Below are 15,979 nucleotides of genomic sequence, written 5' to 3'. Positions count from 1 at the left end.
ATTATTATTATTATTATTATGATTCGCATAATGGTAAATGGATTTCTGATGGTGATAAATGGTTTGATTAAACAAAAAAAGCAACAAGGAAGGCTCATCCTCCTTTGTTGCTTTTTCTACGTTTTAGGAAGGATTGCGGTGTATATGACGAGAAGGGATATATAAGGAGATGGGAAAAATGATAAATAATACAATTCCAAGTTTTTTAAAATTATGGGGAAGTGACGATGTAGAATTAGAAGTTCTTAATCAATATTTCATTTCGCATCCTGAGGTATTTGAAGAATACTTTACGTATCATTGTCCTAAAACGAGAGAACGTCTTTCGAATGCCATTAAACAATATCCGGCGAAACTAGAAGATATTCGTATCATTGCAGAAACATTACCGAGTATTATTCAAGAGATAACGAATGAATATCATAATAAATATAATCTTGATGTAAATATGAAGTTTCATTTATTTGTTGGAGGATTTGGCTCTAATGCATTTGTAGAAAGGGAAATCATTGGAGACATATTTTTTGCAGCAGAAAAATTATCTCCAGATGTAAATCACCTTCGCGTTATTGTCGCTCACGAAATAGGCCATATATATCATAATGTTATGTTACAAAATGATGGAATAGATTGGGCAAAAGCTGAGTGGACTGACGCAGCAGTTACTTTGTATCGTGAAGGTGTCGCAACATATTTATCAAAGCAAATTTTGAAAGGCTTAAATGAATCAGTGTATTACTCATATGACAATGAGGGTGAACGTTGGTTACAATATTGTATAGAAAATGAAGAACATATAAAGAAACATTTTTTGGAAGATTATATAGAAAGATGGACGCTTGATAAAGAGAAAGAGTGGTTCCGATTATCTGGCGGACAATATTTTGGGTATAACCGACTTGGTTATTTTTTAGGAACAGCTTTTGTGGAATATGTTGTGCAAGCATTGGGTGAGAGTGAAGCATTTACTTTTTGGAACAAACACAATTTGAAAAGTAGTGTAATGGATTGGTTATCGAAATGAATAAGATTATTATAAGGGGCTGAAATGTATGAAATTGTATGTAAAGATAGCTATGTTATTTCTTGCTTTTACATGCATATTTGCATTAGCAGCATGTAAAGGGACAGATGAAAAAAAGGAAACAAACCAAACATCGGAAAATAGTAAAAGCGAACAGAATAATTCTGCAGAAGAAAAGAAAGAACCTAATGTAAAATCAAATAATGAAGAATCAACAAAACCAAAGACAGATTCAAGCACGAAAGATACAGTAATAAATCAAAAATCAATTAACTACGTTAAAGACTTGTTTGAATTAGCGAAAGAAGGAAAAGTACCTAACATCCCGTTTGCAGCACATACAGGAGATATTGAAGACATAGAGAAAGCTTGGGGGAAAGCAGATACAACGGAACAAGCAGGGAATGGAATGTACGCTACCTTTACAAATAAAAATGTTAGCTTTGGTTTTAATAAAGGATCACAAGTTTTTGATGTACGCTCCTATCATGCTGAACTAAAATCAATTACATTACAAGAAATAGAGAAAGCATTAGGAAAAGCAGCTTCAGTTAAAGTAAATGGGGAAGACAAAATATATGTATATAAAGTAAACAATCAGTTTGAGTTAAAATTCATTATTTCAAAATCGACTGGTAAGGTAAATCATATTTCGGTATTTTCGCCAGAGGATAGTATTAATAAAATGGCAGGGTAATAAAAAGGATGTCACAATAGTCTCAAGACTTTTGTGACATCCTTCTTTTTATAAAGAAAGCATCCTATAAAATATGAGTAGTATGCTCCGAAAGGTCTTTTTTCATTTTATTACGTTCTATATTTTGAATAAACATTGCTTGAATAATGCCTCCGACTACTAAGAAACAAGCACAAATATAAAATAGCATGCTACCGTTTAGTTGACTTAATAAAACCGCACCAAGTACAGGACCGCACGTTCGAGATATATCCCAATGTAACCCGTAAATTGAAAAATACAATCCACGTTTATCTGTAGGAGCAATTTCTGAAACGAATCGAAGTAAATGGTTTAAAGCAATACTTTCCCCAATGACTAAAAAGAGTAATGTGAAAAATAGTGACGAGATTGTTGCTGAAAATCCATAGCCAATTGCAGCTATCGTAAAGCAGATGTAAGAAATAAGTATAATTTTCGTCATGGAAAATCGTTCAGACCATTTCACGAGGAAAATTTGCAGAATGATTTCCATCATAGCTTTGCATGTTGAAATAAAAGCGAGTATAAATACGAAATCTGGAAATATATCTTTAGCGAAAATGCGATAATTTGTTTCAGTTTGTGCATAAAAAAAGCTAATAGGAAGTGTAGTAATCATAAGTCCCAAAACAGCGTAATGTTTGTGTACAAATTGTTTTGGAGATGATACTTCAAGTTTTTGCTTTGGCGTTGTAAGTACTGGAGCCGTTTCTGGAAGCTGCGTCCATACAACGACTGCATATACCATAAGTGTAATACTTTGCATAATAAATAAATATTCAGGGTGAGTACGATAAAAGATAGCACCAATTATTGGACCGATTACGGAACCAATTGCAGCCATTGTATGCAAAAGAGCAAAAATTTCTGCTTGCTGCTTTTGCTTTGTTAAATCAGCAATTTGTGCACGTTGAGCGGGAATATATAAGGAACGGCCAACCCCATTTATGACGTATAACAATGCAAATATAAAAACAGATTGAGCAAAGACGAAGCTGCCGATTGCAACGCCTTGCAGCAATAAGCCGAGCAACATAATTTTCTTTCGCCCATATTTATCAGTCACTCCTCCAGCAATAAGTGTAAATACAATATCTGAGAGAGGTTGTAGTCCAAAAATGAGCATAGTTATTATTATATTACCGTTTAACATTTTATTAACGTAAATAATCATAATAAGAGCTAACATAGATTCAGTCGTTCGTGTTAATAATTCGCCGCACAGTCTAATAATAATGGGTTTATTATAACGTAGTATGAGATTGTTCAATATTAATTCCTCCTTTCTATATTGAAATGATAAGATGAAAGGAGAGGTGGAAAAAGGGTAGAAACAAAAGGGGTTATTTTTCACCTTTTAGGGGGATTATGATGTTTATTTTAAATCAATATATTGAACTATGGTGTGCCTATGGTAAAGGTAGACAAGAAGGAGAGCAATTAGAAGTTACCGTACAAATGATAGCAGAAACATTATTTTGTACGGAGCGTAATAGTAAATTAATTATAAAAAAATTAGAAGAGTTACATTGGATCACTTGGTTTCCAGGTCGCGGGAGAGGGAATCGTTCTAAATTAATATTTCAAAAGCAGCCAATTCCACTAATTTTAGAAAGAGGAAAAGAACTAACGAAAAAAGGAGATGTGAAAAGTGGAATCTCATTTGTAGAACGCTACAGCTCACAATTTCCATCAGTAAAGAAAGAGTATAAAGCTTGGGTAGATTCCATATTTGGTCATCAAATAGAAAGGACACCTGAAGGAAGAAAAGACGTACTTCGTTTGCAAGTACAGATGAACCTAGACATCGCTTTAGATCCGGTTTACGCAACAATGCGCTCAGAATGTCATATGGTTAAACATATTTTTGATACACTCGTATATGTTAATGAGGAAACAAATTGTATAGAGCCTAGGCTTGCTTTTCACTGGCAATATAATGCTGCTGAAAAGGTTTGGACATTTTATTTAAGAAAAAGCGTTTATCTTCATAATGGAAAACGACTTACTGCACACCATGTTATACATTCATTGAATCGATTTATGAAAGCAGATAACAACCCACACGCATGGATGTTACAACATGTTGAAAGTGTCCGTGCAGCGGATGAATTTGTTGTTGAAATTCAATTACATAAGGAAAATAGGATGTTTTTACATATGCTAAGCGCAGAACAGTGTTCTATCGTAAATGAAGATGAAACAGGGAGCTTCATTGGTACAGGTCCTTTTATATTACGTGAGAAGAATGCACAGTTATTTGTATTAGAAGTGCATGATTTATATTATCGTGAAAGACCTTTTCTTGACCGAATTGAACTAATGAATGTAGAGCAAAATGTAAATACGTATGATGTATTAGTAAAGGCACAGTATAAAGATAAAGAAAATCCTAAAAAAGAGTTGTCTCGGCTTGAATCGAACGTAACATATGTAACGTGCAATCTTGTAAAAGATGGACCAATGCAAGATGAGTTGTTTCGAAGGGCGCTATATAAAATTATTCATGGCGATAAAATTGTTCACGAGCTCGGCGGTGAACGTGGAGAATCGGCAAAGAAACTAATATTAGCAAATGAAAGCATAGTAGAGATTGAAGAAGATATAGCATGTTTAATGAAAAGGAGTACGTATCATAACGAAGTGCTACAACTTTATACATTTACAGGACGAGATCACGTTGAAGATGCACAATGGATACAAAAAGAGTGTGCGAAGTACGGGATTCGTGTAGAAACTAATTTTCTTGAAATAGAAGAGTTATTGGAAATAAGTACGATACAAAAGGCTGATATGATGCATGATAGTGCAACTATTAGCGAACGAATTGAAGATAGTCTGCTATATATGTTTCTTACAAAAAATAGCTTTATTCATGGGCAAAGCAGCATGGACTTTCATAAAACGTTGTCCCCGTATTTTAAACAAGAACGAGCAGAAAAAAGAGTTACATTGTTACGCGATATTGAGAACACTTTGTTACGTCAAATTCATATTATTCCTTTATACCGCAACGAACAACAAGTAACTTCTCACGAAAAAGTACAAAATATAATGATTAATTCACAAGGGTGGATTGATTTTTATGAAATATGGTTTACATGTTGATATATAAGGGTTTTTACGCATTTTATAGGATGCGTGAGAACTCTTTTTTTGTGTAAAATAGGGTTGTTTTTACACATTGTTACGCTGCTTGTGATAAAAGTCTATTTACAGCGTAACAGTGTTATGTTACATTGTTATCAGGAAGGAGTGTTATACAGTTGAGTACAGATTTAATTTCAAAAAAAGATTTATTAGAACTAACTGGTATTTCATACGGACAGTTATATAGGTGGAAAAGAAAAAATTTAATACCGGAAGATTGGTTTGTACGAAAGTCAACATTCACGGGTCAAGAGACATTTTTTCCGAAAGAAAAGATATTAGAGCGTATTGATAAAATTCAAACGATGAAAGAAGATTTATCTCTTGATGAACTAGCGAATATGTTTTCACCGAGTGTAAGAGAAATCCTTTTAACAAAGGAAGACGTCTTACGTAAAGGGATTGCATCAGAGTCAGTTTTACAATTCTTCATAGAACAAACGAATAAAACAACAGAGTTTCAATTTGTAGATATTCTTTATGTGTATATGTTAGAAGAATTACTACAATCTGGAGAGATTAGTTTAGAAGAAGGAAAAATGGTCTTACAAGTTTTACGTGAAAATTATGAAACGATTAAGCATAAAACTTGTGATTTAATCGTCGTCCGAAAGTTAGGGATTTCTACATGTTTCTTAGTTTCAAACGTGGACGATTTAATTTTTGAAAAAGGCACCAAAATTGTTTTACGTGAAGCGATTATGAAATATACCGAAGCATTAAAAACGAAACTATTATAGTGGAGGAGAAAGTATGCGTACAGATAATTTGATTATAAATGGTTATGGTTCATCGAATGGCGGCGAGTTTCATAAAGTGCAATTAAATGGAAAAGGGACTGTTAATGGAAATGTTGAATGTGATCAATTTGAATGTAACGGTTACGGTGCTGTTACTGGAAATTTGAAAAGTAGCAATGCAAGAATTAGTGGATCGGGTAAAGTCGATGGTACAGTTATTGCGGAAACAATGCGAATTGATGGAAAAGCAACAATTACGCAAGATGTGAAGGCGAACAGTTTAAAAATTGCAGGAAAAGGTACGATAGGTGGAAATGTAACTGGTGAAGAATTTAAAATCAACGGTCAAGCAACGATTGATGGTAATTGCGAAGTTGATACTTTTTCTTCAGAAGGACAATTTACAATTGGCGGATTATTAAGCGCCGATGAAATAAATATTAATATTCACGGTACATGTCGAGCGAAAGAAATTGGTGGTCAAACGATTAAAGTAAAACATAGACTAAGTACTTTTAGTAGACTGTTTAAATCAGTATTTGGTATGCAGCTAGAGGCTGAACTATTAGAAGGTGACAATATTGATATTGATTATGCTCACATAAGAACGGTAAGAGGAAACAATGTGACAGTAGGAGCGAACTGTGAGATTGAACTCATTGAATATACGGGTGTTCTGACTGTCGATAAAAGCGCAAATGTAAAAGAAATTAAGCAGGTCTAATGGGAGGGGAAAAGTAATATGGAACATCAACATAGTCTTACTGTCAACGGTTCTGGTAGTTCAGCAGGCGGGGATTATAACAAAGTGAAGATACGCGGCGAAGGAACGATTTCTAATGATATGAGTTGTAATGAATTTAAAACGTACGGAACGAGTGATGTACAAGGGAATATGAAAGTAAAAGATTATGTTGTGTATGGAGATAGTGAAGTACAAGGAAATGTAACTGCGGAATATGTAAAAGTATATGGAAATACACAAATGAATAGTGATGCTCATATTGAAAAAACGAAAGTAAGAGGTATGATAGAAGTTAAAGGGAAGTTTACTGGTGATTTCGTAGATGTGAAAGGTGCTTTAAATGTGAAAGGAGATATTGAAGTAGAGGAATTATTACTAACGGGTGGCCTTGAAAGTGATGGATTACTTAATGCTGAAAATATTGAAATTTCACTTCGTTATGAAGGAAGTAAAGTGAGAGAAATCGGCGGTAAAAAGATTACTGTTCGTAAAAAAGCGAGATTTATTCCATTTACAAGTCATGCTGGAAGCCTCCAAACGTCTGTCATTGAAGGAGATGAAATTTATTTAGAGCATACTATCGCTGAAGTAGTAAGAGGTAATAACGTTACCATTGGTCCAGGGTGTGAAATTAGTGTTGTAGAATATCATACTAGTTTTAACCAAAAAGGTAATGCAGTCGTAAAAGAGCATAAACAAATATAAGTAGTACGAGGGAGAGCAAGGTTATGGTTGAGAAGAATAATAAGCTCGGCTTTGTTGTGGCGGGCTTATTGCTAGGTATTTTAATGGCATCAATGGATAATACCATTGTCGTAACAGCAATGGGAACGATTGTTGGTGATTTAGGAGGCCTTGAAAACTTTGTATGGGTCGTTTCTGCCTATATGGTCGCAGAAATGGCAGGTATGCCGATATTCGGTAAATTATCAGATATGTATGGTAGAAAAAGATTCTTTATTTTCGGTTTAATCATCTTTATGATTGGTTCGGCACTTTGTGGTACTGCTGATAATATTACACAGTTAGGTATTTATCGTGCCATTCAAGGTATTGGCGGCGGGGCATTAGTGCCGATCGCGTTTACTATCGTTTTTGATATTTTCCCTCCTGAAAAGCGCGGGAAAATGGGTGGATTATTCGGAGCAGTATTTGGTTTATCAAGTATTTTTGGTCCATTGCTTGGTGCGTATATTACAGATTACATAAGCTGGCACTGGGTATTTTACATTAACTTACCGCTTGGCGTTTTAGCACTTATTTTTATTACATTCTTTTATAAAGAATCACGAGTTCATAGAAAGCAAAAAATTGATTGGTTTGGCGCAATTACTTTAGTTGGAGCAGTAGTTTCTTTAATGTTTGCGCTCGAATTAGGTGGACAAAAGTATGATTGGGATTCTAGCTTTATTTTAAGTTTATTTGGTGGATTCACTATTTTAATGATCGCATTTATTTTTATTGAACGAAAAGTAGAAGAGCCAATCATTTCATTCGAGATGTTTAAACAACGTTTATTCGGAATGAGTACCATTATTGCATTATGTTACGGAGCTGCGTTCATGTCAGCAACTGTATACATACCGTTATTCATTCAAGGTGTTTACGGTGGTAGCGCAACAAACTCAGGATTATTACTTTTACCGATGATGTTAGGATCAGTCGTAACAGCTCAATTAGGTGGATTTTTAACGACGAAGCTTAGCTACAGAAACATTATGATTATTTCTGCTGTTATTATGCTAATTGGACTATTCTTATTAAGCACATTAACGCCAGAAACAAGTCGTATATTATTAACGCTTTATATGATTATTATTGGATTTGGAGTAGGGTTCTCATTCTCTGTACTAAGTATGGCAGCTATTCACAACTTCGGTATAGAACAGCGCGGATCTGCAACTTCAACGAGTAATTTCATTCGTTCATTAGGAATGACACTTGGTATTACAATCTTCGGAATGATTCAAAGAACAGGTTTCCAAGATCAATTAGAAGAAGCTTTTAAAGGTATGAGCGGAGGAATGAATACAAACGCTTTAGGAGATTCAAGAGCTATTCTATCAGAATCAGCAAGATCTCAAATCCCGCCGCAAATATTAGATAAAATTATTGATGCTCTTTCTAGTTCCATTGTTCAAACATTTATGTGGGCATTAGTACCAGCTGGTTTAGCATTCGTATTTATTTTCTTTATGGGAAATGAGCGCATGGTAATTAAGAAAAAGCAAACGAATAAAAAGAGCGAAACATCAAAAGCGTAATGAAAAAGCTCCTTTCCAATTGGAAGGGAGCTTTTTCGTATGTACGGATTTAGATTAGCCTTCGATAATTTCGTATTCTTCGTCTGCTAATAATAAAACTTGTGTTTTCTTACCTTTGTTTTGAACTTCGATTACATCGTATGCACCTAAGTCTCTTAGCTTGCTTTGAGAAGCGTTAACCATAACTTCCATAGAATCAATTAAGATATCTTCTTCAATGTATGATTCAGGCAATGCCATATCTTCTGTTTCTAATACACATGCATATAGATTTTGTAAGTTTTCAGCAGTTGGGTTTTGTTCCTCAACATCAATGATGTTTTTTACTGCTTCCATATTTTCTTCTTTTGCTTGGTATACTTTAATTTTAGCCATTGTTTTATTCTCCTTTATAACGTAATCGTAGAGGCTACACCTTATTATAACGTTTTTTTCATGAAAGATGAAATTGTTATATGTATTTATAGGGAAATTTATGTGCTATTACTCATTATTGGCGTAATTTCATTATTAATGTGGTAAGTAAGTACCTATATTCCTGAGTTAAAGTTATATTGTCCAAGCTTTTTTATACTCCGTTCATATTATATGTATTAGATAAAACATATAGGGAAGGGATGGAGTGTAAGTGGGTTGTGAGCCGAAACGAAATTATCAATTCTGCCAAAATAGTATTTGTGAATTTTTGCGAAGTCTAGAGCCTTTTACAAAAGTTGAGAGTATAGTAATCGCTGGAAACGAAATTGTTGTATCTTATTTTCTTTCGTTTAATAAGAGGAATGGTATCGTATCCTTCGTACAAGAGGACAATGAGGTTATTTTTGTAGATTGCTCTAAGATTGATGCAATTCGAATAGGAAAGGTTTGTAGTTGTAAAACGAAAGTTAAATTTATTGAAGAAGATTTTAGTCTTCTTGGAAATGTGTGTCCGAAATGTTTAACGGAGGGAAGTACACTCTTTTTCGACTTTTACAATCCAGAATTGAATGTATCACTACAAGCAAAAACTATTGATGCACCTAGTTGTACTGAATTTATAGATGAGATGGGGAATATCGTAAAGCAAATTACTATAATAGGTGAAGCGATTGTTTCTAAAGATTTTGTTCAAGTGCCTGAACTATTAAACTTTCGATTAGTTTTATCTGATACGGCTGCGAATCCTGTAAAGTTTGGAATACTGTTCATTAATTTCCCAGATCTTACGTTTATTATTCTTTTCGCATCGAGTGGATACCTCAACATCTCGAACTGTTTGAAAATCGAGAGTGGAGCTGGTAATACTGAGATAGAAGAGATGAAAAAGATGATATCGAATGACGATAATACTTACACATCAGTTGTTAAAGTGACTAAAGTATATAAAAACGGAGGAACAGAAAAATTTGTTTATAAGAATGAGTTATAACATATATATTTAAATGAGCCCTTAAACTAATGTTGAGGGTTTTACATAATAAAAGATTATAGATTGCGAATTATTATTAAGTATATTAACTGTTAACCTTTATATAGGACAGTCATATACTATTCATTAGATGTTATAATAATTTTATATTTACGAATATTTTATGATTATATATAGTTTAATAAACTTTTGTTTATATATGAAAAGTAGAGTTAAACTGATTCCAAAGAAAGCGGGAATGTAAATGATATATGAAGCGAATATACATACGAGAGAAAAATTAGTTACTATGTTCGAGGATTTCAATAACGTTGTTTTACTTTCTTATTTACAAGGACATATGGGTAATGCTTGGGTAAATGATCTTGAAAACCCAACAGTAGCGCAAGTTACGGTAGGGATTTTCACATTTTACGCTGGGGATCCAAATAGGAGAGAAACAGAAGAATTACTACGTAACATTCCTGATAGAATGTTAGTAATCGTAAATAGTGAAGAGTGGAAAAAGCGTTTAGAAACATTTTACGGAAGAAAAATAGATAAGTTTTTACGCTATAAATTCAAACGTAATGCAGAAGTTTTTAATCGTTCAAAATTACAATCTTTTATATCAGTGCTTCCAAAAAGATACGAGTTAAGAAGAATAGATGAAGATATCGTAAATAACCCTACATTACATAAAGTCTCTGAAGATTTTACAAGTCAATTTCAATCAGTTGAAGATTATATAAACCGAGGTATAGGGTATTGTATTTTGTATACAGGAGAAGTTATATGCGGTGCATCATCATATAGCATTTATGATAATGGGATTGAAATCGAAGTGGCGACTGATCATAACCATAGAAGAAAAGGGTTGGCAACTATAGTTAGTGCGGCGTTAATCTTGGATTGTTTAGAAAAAGGGATATATCCAAACTGGGATGCAGCAAATACTACATCTGCGAAACTAGCAGAAAAGTTAGGATATGTTTTTGATAAGGCGTATGATACGTATTTTGTGGATAATAGATGAATGGGCAGAGAGTGTAAGATGTGTACAAAGTAAAGAGTTTAAAGGGAAAGACAGATAACTAGAATGCTTTGATAGAGTTTTTAAAAACTCTATCAAAACATTAGAAAATAAAATAATTAGTTCAATAATAAGAATATTTTATAATATATTGAGTGTAAAAACTGGCTTTTTTAGTCCGTTTTTATTTTTTATAAAAAGATAAATTAGTCGTGACCTTCTATTTTGTGGATATTAAAAAGTCGGTAAATGGTTCTTATTAAATATTATCCTTTGTTAGATGGAATAAAAGACTCTTGAAAAATTAATTTTGGAACACCTATTAGCTCTAACAGAAAAAAGTCGAGACCTTCTATTTTATATAGGTAGATATCAGTATAGGCTCCTTTTATTAATTTATATGTTTTTAACTATCAAGGGGAAATGAATCTCTTATTTTGCAAATGATAAAAGTGACTATGATACAAACCCACGCATTAATAGAAAAAGTACATATACAGTATAGAGAGTTGAAAAACTCTAATTTTTTTTTATAAAGGAGATTATATATTATGAGTGAACAATGTCCAATTAATGTACCATGTCAGGTAGTAGGACAAACCCAAACACCATTAAGTGATGAGGCAGCAGCACCAATTCTTACACCAGGAGCACCGATTGTAAAAATTCCAGTGGTATTAGCCGAAAGAACAATTCAAATTGTTGTAGAATCAGATGTTCCATTAGCACCTGCAGCATCCGAAATTAAACGTGTGTTAAAAAACGTATTTTTAACACAGTGTAAGTTAGTTCCAGTAGCATTCACTCCAGTACCAGGTACAAATTACCGCCGAGTTACAAGAGCAAAGTTATTTGTACAAGGATATATTCGTAAAAACATTGAATATGCAGGTAGTGGATGTAATTCAGTACTATTTGATCGTATCGCAAATGTTCCATTTTCTGGTTTTGCAGATTTAACAGAAACAGATTTTCTATCACTAGCAATAGTAGCTGCTTCCTCAGATACTACATCTCACTTTATTAATCCTAATAACGGTGACTTACCACGTTTAGACAAATACTTCTTTGAAAATACTGTTTTTTATAATGAACAACCATATTGTGAATTAGTTAGCGCTCAATTTTTTGAATTAGACTTCTCTCCTTGTCCAACAGAATTAAACGAATCATTTGAGACTCTTCGTGAGAAAATTGTACTGGATCTTACTGTGAAAGTTTTACAAGTGCAACAAGTACGAGTGTAAAACTAAAAAAGCATTGTCTTTGATAAAAAGACAATGTTTTTTTTCGTTTTATAAAACATATATAATAATGAAATGGTTGCGTACAAAAATATATTTTTATGAGTTTCATTGGTGGGGGGATGGTGATGAAAAATCCATGGGTTGGTAAGAAAATATGGAACAAAGTTTACAAAGGAGAGATACTGATTGATCAAGAGCAATCCCATGAAATAAGAGAAAATAAGAAAAGTAAACAAACAGATTCAGAGAAAAAAGAGAAAGCAATACAAGTAGAGAAAGAAGGTAAAGGACCAGAACGTAAGGTGAAGGCAATACAAGCAGAAAAGGAAAATAAAGAAACAAAGTCAAAAAAAGAAGAAAAAGCAATACAAGCAGAGAAAGAAAGTAAAGTAACAAAGTCAAAAAAAGAAGAAAAAGCAAATGAATCTGAGAAAAATATTGAAAAAATTTTCCTAGGAAAAGAACATAAAACGAGTGGATTAGAGGGGAAAAGTATAGATTCTGAATCAAAAATAGCGAATTCAGAACGTTCAATAGAAGTGAAAACCCCATTTTCTATTATTTCAGATGTTACTAGTTTTAAAAAATCCCCTAATATGAATGTGAAAAATCAAGAAGTATATGTATTTCGTAATGAAGAAGATGCAAGAGGGCGTGAGCTGGATTCTACGTTACTAACTACAATGGAATATTATCATGGAGAGATTGATTGTAATTTAGTTTCTTCAAACCTTCATGAAAAGAGGGTACTTTTAGAACTTTCTAATCAAAAAGAAAAAAGGAATATTGAAGAGGGTTGGGTAGGCTCATCTTCATGGATTCCTATCCACGGTATAATATTAGAGAAGGAAGTTGAAGCAGATGTAAATAATTATATAACTGCGAAATTACCAATTGAAATAGGGAGGTATAAAGGTGAAATTAGTCTAATAGAAAAGATTGTTTTTAAAGAAACAGTTATAGAAATAAAAGAAGTATCACAGGAAATTATTGTAACAAACAAAGAATTCTTATTGCCAAAAATAATAAAGAAAGGAAAAAATCCATCTATAATTGAAAAAGGAAGCTTACGTGTAGAAGGTTATATATTTCAGTGTATTGAATTTACATCAGAACAAAGTGAAAATCATGATAAGATCTACCAGTTAATGCAAAATATTATATTGGAACTAAACGTCCAATTATTACAAGAACAGGAAGTTCGTGTGCGAATTACATAAATGATTATTTCACTATCAATCAGTTGAATTTTTTTAGGAGTTTGTAATAGAAAAACACAAAAAGTGCTAGCAAGTCTGCAAACAAGCTAGCTAACATGCATTGGAAGTGAAATACTGCCAATGTAGTAATTAACAATACGTTAATTAACTAGGTGAAACGTGATAAATCTTTTTTACATGTGGGGAAATACAAGGTGTTAAATCCTAATTTAGAAACTCACAACTTAAATAGTAAAACATGTTTATCATAAGTATCCAAACACCAGTTATATTTTTTTAGAATAATTGGATGGATAACCTCCTTTGTAGCATCAACTTCAGTAAAGCCATATTTCTTATAAAAGTTTTCTAATTCCTCAAAAGGAAGACAATATACATTTTTTACTTGTAATTTTTTCGCAGTTTCTACTAAAAATGATACAAGTTCCCCAGCTAAATGTAACCCTCTAAATTGAGGGCGAATATAAATTCCACCCATTTCTAAAGTATCATCATCTATTTGGACTAATCGTCCCACACCTGCATACTCATTGTTGTATGTAATGATTGCAACTTTATCTCTTTTTAAATCACTTCGTACAAATCCTATTGAGTCATATTGATTATTAATCCATTCTAAATCGTTAGATGTAGCCATTTGAATACTCATAGACATCCTCCTTCGGAATACTAGCACTATCTTTATTATATAAAACATAAGATGCTATATCAAAAGAACCTTGATATAGCACATTTGCTAAATTTGTTAGTTGAAGGTGTGGATTTGCTGGGATTGAAATGATTACTTCAACTAAAAGAGGATAAGAACCTTGTGAATTTAGTGTAAAACTATTTCGTGTGTTTGGTAACGCATTATTATTTAAGCGTATAGAGTTTATAGGTTTATTTTAATTGGTGTAGCTACTATATTATTGGAACTAGTAAGGAAATATAATAATCACCAGCCTGAGTGATAAAAATCGTATTAGGATTTAGAAAAAAAACCTCCTGAAAAAGAAAAGGGATTTAAAGATAAGAGCACTTCGAAAAGTGCCCTTCAGTAACGACTACTCATTCTAAAAAGAAAGGATGCAATATATCATATGAAGTTAAGTGTATTTAATTATGGGCCTTTTATATAAAAGTTTTATTTTGTTCCGAATAAAAAGGCGGTTGTTTCCGCAACCACCTTTCAGTAAAACAAAGCACTTTTTATGAAATAAATTATGGATGATCCCTAAAAAGGTTATAGGATATACCCACATTTTTATAACTAAAGTGACGAACTCAGGTTATAAGGAAGGAACAATTATATTGTATGAAATCTATTCTAGAGTAGTCACAAAGAAAGTTGTCTTCTTATTAGAAGGCAGCTTTTTTTATTAGAAAAAGAAGTAGAAGATTAAGTTACTTGTCCAAACAAATTTTTAAAAAATACATAAAATGCTAGTAGTTAGTCAATATTTTAATATTGCTAATTTTTAAGACAAAAAGGGGTGATTTTATGTGTGAATGTGAAGTTTGTAGAAGAAAGAAAAATCGGGATCCATTAAACCGGGAGTTTGAGCCGAAAAAACGAGTTCCTGAGCCAAAAAAAGAGGATTGTGAGCTGAAAAAAGAGGATTGCGAGCCAAAAAAAGAGGATTGTGAGCCAAAAAAAGAGGATTGTGAGCCGAAAAAAGAGGATTGCGAGCCAAAAAAAGAGGATTGTGAGCCGAAAAAAGAGGATTGCGAGCCAAAAAAAGAGGATTGTGAACCCAAAAAAGAAGATTGCGAATCATTAAATTATTATTCGTTTAGTAAAAATGCAAATTTTTTAGAGGAAGCTATACAAACAGATGAAATCGATCAAATTTCTGAGGAATATATTGAAATAGTTGATTCAGCAGATGTACAAGTTACTACTACAGATACAAAAGCTGCGCTATCTATCCAAGCGGCATTACAAGCAGCTATCGTAGTTGTAGTAAGTATTTCTATAGCAGATAGTGAAAAGGCAGATAAAATAACACAAGAATTATTTCAAAAATCAGCTATTAAACAAATTAATAGACAAAAAACATTTATTAAAAATTCCAGAAACGTAACCGTAACAACTACTGATACAGATATTGCAGTGAATATTCAAATTCTCCTTCAAATTTTATTAGCTTTATTAGTTAAACTAAACATTTTATAAAGTGTCTATCCTATTGATATTTAGCTATAAGTTTTCACTCTAAGTAAATGTTTTTGTTGTAATACGTGGTACAAGCTTGGACTTTTTATTATGACTGAATTAATATTCAAGATTAATGGTAAAGCAAGTATGGAAAACTACAAATAAAGATAAAATACATGATTTAACAGTAATGAAACTTATATTTATGTGCAGTGAAGGAAAGCTGTCTTCTTATTAGAAGCCAGCTTTTGATTTTATTAGCAAAAAGAAGTGAAAATAGAAGATTAAGTTACTTGTCCAAGCAATTTTTA

15 protein-coding genes are annotated in these 15,979 nt (G+C 32.7%); 12 read left to right on the top strand and 3 right to left on the bottom strand.

Features of this window, described 5'->3' with window-relative positions; genetic code table 11:
• Positions 1 to 178: 178 nt before the first annotated feature.
• Together K5S59_RS01735 and K5S59_RS01730 are read left to right on the top strand one after the other, a co-directional pair.
• Positions 179 to 1,024, top strand: coding sequence for a gluzincin family metallopeptidase (locus K5S59_RS01735; protein WP_098873504.1), 846 nt, complete (start codon positions 179 to 181; stop codon positions 1,022 to 1,024).
• Between the two features lie 28 nt (positions 1,025 to 1,052).
• Positions 1,053 to 1,721 (top strand): YjgB family protein, encoded by a 669-nt coding sequence (locus K5S59_RS01730; protein WP_098873505.1) that lies wholly within the window; start codon positions 1,053 to 1,055, stop codon positions 1,719 to 1,721.
• A 64-nt stretch (positions 1,722 to 1,785) separates the two neighbouring features.
• Here K5S59_RS01730 and K5S59_RS01725 read toward each other — a convergent pair whose 3' ends face one another.
• Positions 1,786 to 3,012 carry an MDR family MFS transporter gene (locus K5S59_RS01725; protein WP_098873506.1) on the bottom strand — a complete coding sequence of 409 codons (1,227 nt, stop codon included), beginning with the start codon at positions 3,010 to 3,012 and terminating at the stop codon, positions 1,786 to 1,788.
• Between the two features lie 101 nt (positions 3,013 to 3,113).
• Here K5S59_RS01725 and K5S59_RS01720 point away from each other — a divergent pair, with 101 nt between their 5' ends.
• The 5 genes from K5S59_RS01720 (at position 3,114) to K5S59_RS01700 (ending at position 8,641) form a co-directional block, all read left to right on the top strand.
• Positions 3,114 to 4,850 carry an ABC transporter substrate-binding protein gene (locus K5S59_RS01720; protein WP_120450352.1) on the top strand — a complete coding sequence of 579 codons (1,737 nt, stop codon included), beginning with the start codon at positions 3,114 to 3,116 and terminating at the stop codon, positions 4,848 to 4,850.
• A 158-nt stretch (positions 4,851 to 5,008) separates the two neighbouring features.
• The gene (locus K5S59_RS01715; protein WP_097843514.1) at positions 5,009 to 5,632 is read left to right on the top strand and encodes a YhbD family protein; all 624 of its coding nucleotides are present in this window, start codon (positions 5,009 to 5,011) and stop codon (positions 5,630 to 5,632) included.
• Between the two features lie 13 nt (positions 5,633 to 5,645).
• Positions 5,646 to 6,356 (top strand): bactofilin family protein, encoded by a 711-nt coding sequence (locus K5S59_RS01710; protein ID WP_001258373.1) that lies wholly within the window; start codon positions 5,646 to 5,648, stop codon positions 6,354 to 6,356.
• 18 nt (positions 6,357 to 6,374) lie between these two features.
• Entirely contained in the window at positions 6,375 to 7,082 is a 708-nt protein-coding gene (locus K5S59_RS01705; protein WP_000401021.1) for a hypothetical protein, read from the top strand.
• 23 nt (positions 7,083 to 7,105) lie between these two features.
• A complete protein-coding gene (locus K5S59_RS01700; RefSeq protein ID WP_120450350.1) occupies positions 7,106 to 8,641 on the top strand; it encodes an MDR family MFS transporter in 1,536 nt (511 codons plus the stop codon).
• 54 nt (positions 8,642 to 8,695) lie between these two features.
• On the opposite strand, the gene K5S59_RS01695 is transcribed toward K5S59_RS01700, so the two are convergent.
• A complete protein-coding gene (locus K5S59_RS01695) occupies positions 8,696 to 9,016 on the bottom strand; it encodes a hypothetical protein (protein WP_001062734.1) in 321 nt (106 codons plus the stop codon).
• A 253-nt stretch (positions 9,017 to 9,269) separates the two neighbouring features.
• On the opposite strand from K5S59_RS01695, the gene K5S59_RS01690 reads away from it, so the two are divergent.
• The 4 genes from K5S59_RS01690 (at position 9,270) to K5S59_RS01675 (ending at position 13,528) form a co-directional block, all read left to right on the top strand.
• Positions 9,270 to 10,049 (top strand): BC_2878 family exosporium-associated protein, encoded by a 780-nt coding sequence (locus tag K5S59_RS01690; protein ID WP_097916754.1) that lies wholly within the window; start codon positions 9,270 to 9,272, stop codon positions 10,047 to 10,049.
• Between the two features lie 244 nt (positions 10,050 to 10,293).
• Complete coding sequence (locus tag K5S59_RS01685; RefSeq protein WP_098873507.1) at positions 10,294 to 11,064, top strand: GNAT family N-acetyltransferase; 771 nt, start codon at positions 10,294 to 10,296, stop codon at positions 11,062 to 11,064.
• A gap of 548 nt (positions 11,065 to 11,612) precedes the next feature.
• Positions 11,613 to 12,308, top strand: a complete 696-nt coding sequence (locus K5S59_RS01680) for a CsxC family protein (RefSeq protein WP_001975871.1) — start codon at positions 11,613 to 11,615, stop codon at positions 12,306 to 12,308.
• A 125-nt stretch (positions 12,309 to 12,433) separates the two neighbouring features.
• Positions 12,434 to 13,528 (top strand): BC_2427 family protein, encoded by a 1,095-nt coding sequence (locus K5S59_RS01675; RefSeq protein WP_098258883.1) that lies wholly within the window; start codon positions 12,434 to 12,436, stop codon positions 13,526 to 13,528.
• Between the two features lie 217 nt (positions 13,529 to 13,745).
• On the opposite strand, the gene K5S59_RS01670 is transcribed toward K5S59_RS01675, so the two are convergent.
• A complete protein-coding gene (locus K5S59_RS01670; RefSeq protein ID WP_098258882.1) occupies positions 13,746 to 14,177 on the bottom strand; it encodes a GNAT family N-acetyltransferase in 432 nt (143 codons plus the stop codon).
• Between the two features lie 834 nt (positions 14,178 to 15,011).
• Between K5S59_RS01670 and K5S59_RS01665 the strand changes: the two genes are divergently transcribed.
• Positions 15,012 to 15,686, top strand: coding sequence for a spore coat protein (locus K5S59_RS01665; protein ID WP_120450349.1), 675 nt, complete (start codon positions 15,012 to 15,014; stop codon positions 15,684 to 15,686).
• Positions 15,687 to 15,979: the final 293 nt, after the last annotated feature.

The organism is Bacillus sp. BML-BC051 (genome assembly GCF_019656175.1).
GTDB lineage: Bacteria > Bacillota > Bacilli > Bacillales > Bacillaceae_G > Bacillus_A > Bacillus_A mobilis.
The sequence above is the reverse complement of the archived record's forward strand: the minus strand, read 5'-3'. Positions and strand labels throughout refer to the sequence as shown.

What these genes read in the sequence shown, in the direction of transcription:
- K5S59_RS01730 (WP_098873505.1), top strand. Translation starts at nt 1,053, where the DNA reads ATGAAATTGTATGTAAAGATAGCTATGTTATTTCTTGCTTTTACATGC.
- K5S59_RS01685 (WP_098873507.1), top strand. Translation starts at nt 10,294, where the DNA reads ATGATATATGAAGCGAATATACATACGAGAGAAAAATTAGTTACTATG.
- K5S59_RS01710 (WP_001258373.1), top strand. Translation starts at nt 5,646, where the DNA reads ATGCGTACAGATAATTTGATTATAAATGGTTATGGTTCATCGAATGGC.
- K5S59_RS01680 (WP_001975871.1), top strand. Translation starts at nt 11,613, where the DNA reads ATGAGTGAACAATGTCCAATTAATGTACCATGTCAGGTAGTAGGACAA.
- K5S59_RS01670 (WP_098258882.1), bottom strand. Translation starts at nt 14,177, where the DNA reads ATGAGTATTCAAATGGCTACATCTAACGATTTAGAATGGATTAATAAT.
- K5S59_RS01700 (WP_120450350.1), top strand. Translation starts at nt 7,106, where the DNA reads ATGGTTGAGAAGAATAATAAGCTCGGCTTTGTTGTGGCGGGCTTATTG.
- K5S59_RS01675 (WP_098258883.1), top strand. Translation starts at nt 12,434, where the DNA reads ATGAAAAATCCATGGGTTGGTAAGAAAATATGGAACAAAGTTTACAAA.
- K5S59_RS01720 (WP_120450352.1), top strand. Translation starts at nt 3,114, where the DNA reads ATGTTTATTTTAAATCAATATATTGAACTATGGTGTGCCTATGGTAAA.
- K5S59_RS01695 (WP_001062734.1), bottom strand. Translation starts at nt 9,016, where the DNA reads ATGGCTAAAATTAAAGTATACCAAGCAAAAGAAGAAAATATGGAAGCA.
- K5S59_RS01705 (WP_000401021.1), top strand. Translation starts at nt 6,375, where the DNA reads ATGGAACATCAACATAGTCTTACTGTCAACGGTTCTGGTAGTTCAGCA.
- K5S59_RS01735 (WP_098873504.1), top strand. Translation starts at nt 179, where the DNA reads ATGATAAATAATACAATTCCAAGTTTTTTAAAATTATGGGGAAGTGAC.
- K5S59_RS01665 (WP_120450349.1), top strand. Translation starts at nt 15,012, where the DNA reads ATGTGTGAATGTGAAGTTTGTAGAAGAAAGAAAAATCGGGATCCATTA.